Here is a 2,318-nt window from a genome sequence, read left to right on the forward strand (position 1 = left end):
CCATAATCTCTTTATGTAAAGAAACTGGTTTATTGTTAATCTAAGTATTTAAATGTATTTGCGAAAGTCCTACTATAAACAACTTATTTATATATGTCATGAGTATATTTAAATCTTAAGGTTACTTAAAAATATTAACGACTATTAATTTAAATCTATGGATTAATATTCCAAAAAATAAAAAAAGAAAAAGTTAAGAATTTAAATCATTTTGATTAATTCTTCTGCTGCTTCTCTTGTCTTGTCTCTGTCTCCACCTGCAACGACTAATACATCATGTCCTCCTGCTGCACCTTCAACAACTGCAATTGTTGCTGGGCTGGTGTTGTCGATGCTTACTTTACCTTCATCTACTAATGCTTTTGTTAATTTGTTTACAACAGGTCCTCCAACTAAGATTAAGTTTTTGTCTGCTGTGTCTAATGAGACTTCTGTATCTAATTTTGCAATTGGTGCTGTTATTGGAACTACTTGTTGTGCTGTCCCATTAATTTCTTTTAATTTTATGTCTGCGTTGAATATTGAAACACTTTGTCCTACGTTCAAGGTTTCTTCTTTGCTTAATTCTGCACCAATTCTTAATTCTGGAGCTTCATTTTTTTCACTTGTTCTCTTTATGTATAATCCAGAGTATACTCCAATGCTGGCTTTGTCGTCTTTGTTTTCTAAGTCATCTTTTGTTATTCCATCATCGTTTACATATACTAAAGCAATACCTGCAACAGTACTTGTATCGACATCTCCTGTTTGGAATGTAGAGTCGTTTTTGACCCACCTAATCTCCCAATCATTTGTGTATTCTTCTCCAGCCTGTAAAGCCTTTAAGTCTTTCACGACAATAACTTCCGCATATCCTTTTGTTTGACCGATGTTCTTTAATCCTTTGAATCCTAAAACTGCTACTTTATTATCATCTGTTATTATTTCTCCTGGGTCTGATTCATTTAAATCTATTCTTTTCTCTTTTACAACTTTACCATCTTTTAATATTTGTATTGTAGCTTCTAATGGAGTTCCATCATACATTGCTACAACTTTTACTTCATAACCATCTCCAATATCAACAGAACCCCCTTCAGAGATAATTCCTGAGTATGCAAGGTCTCCTAACACAATTTTATCATCATCTGACTTAACATATACTTTTTCCTTACCTAAGAATGGAATTCTTACCCCTGGTTTTAAAACTTTAAGTGCATTTCCATTATCTCCTGTTAATACTGACAAGTAAGCAAGATCTCCTTTTTTGATTTCTGTTGTATTTGTTGTGAGGTTTGCGTATACATCAGCATATATCATTTCTACAGCATCATAGTCTCCATAACCGTAGTAGTCTTCTGGCATTGCATCTTTAATTTTTTCTAAGACACTTAATTCCTTGGATATATTTATTTTATTTCCTTCAACACTACCTAATGCATTATCCTTGTCAGGAGTTGCTAATATGTAGTTGTCTCCATTACCTAAACCTGAGTATGTCTCAGTTTCTTGTGAAACCTCTGCGTTTATTACAGCACTTCCATCTTTAACTGTTCCTTCTTTGTAGCACATTGAACCTATTTTCGCAGCAATATCTGCTGCTGAAACAACATCCATTGCTGCTGCGTTTGAACCTACAACGATATCGACTGCTGGTTTTCCATCTTCTACAAATTTGAATGATTTAACATCTCCACTAACTTCAACTGCCATTACACCACTTGCTAATGCGCTTGCTACCATTGCCCCTCCAACTGCAATAGCACCAATTTTTTTCAAACTCATTGCCATGTCTTATCACCTATATTGTTTTTGTCTTTGACGATTATACATACTGCATAAGAGGTATATAAATCTTACCATCTGAAACAGTTGTAACAATAGTTTCATCTCATGAAAATATTTATTTTAATTTATTTTTTTGATTTATTGGGAATAGATTGATTAAATTAAAAATAAAAAGGTTGCAAAAATTTACAACTTTTTTAGATAATGGAAAAGTTATTTTAATAGATTTAAATATTTACAAGTTATGTTAAAAAATTATAGTTAGATTGCGAAGGTAGGATACAAAATCACTTAAATTAAAATACGCTCATCTTCAAGTATCATTACCTAACATGATTATAAGTAATTCAGAGAACAATTCGATTTTATAGTTGTATATAAATGTATAGAAGTTTACATATAGGTGGAGATTTTTTCGACTAATGCCTCGATGTTTTCTTAGATAAGGTTTGATTATCGAATGGAAGCATTCGCAGTTATATTCCGTAGAGTATTCCCTCGATGCGTGATTAACTGTTAAATGATTAGAAATCTTTATGTAAACATCTCTC

At 32.2% G+C, this 2,318-nt stretch carries 1 protein-coding gene; it reads right to left on the minus strand.

All coding sequences use genetic code 11. From position 1 onward, the window contains the following. Window positions 1-201 precede the first annotated feature (201 nt). Window positions 202-1,770: an S-layer protein gene (locus METFODRAFT_RS09450; RefSeq protein WP_007045397.1), complete on the minus strand. Its 1,569-nt coding sequence runs from the start codon at window positions 1,768-1,770 to the stop codon at window positions 202-204. Between the last annotated feature and the right edge of the window lie 548 nt (window positions 1,771-2,318).

It is taken from the genome of Methanotorris formicicus Mc-S-70, assembly GCF_000243455.1.
GTDB lineage: Archaea > AGJL01 > Methanococci > Methanococcales > Methanococcaceae > Methanotorris > Methanotorris formicicus.

What these genes read in the sequence shown, in the direction of transcription:
- METFODRAFT_RS09450 (WP_007045397.1), bottom strand. Translation starts at nt 1,770, where the DNA reads ATGGCAATGAGTTTGAAAAAAATTGGTGCTATTGCAGTTGGAGGGGCA.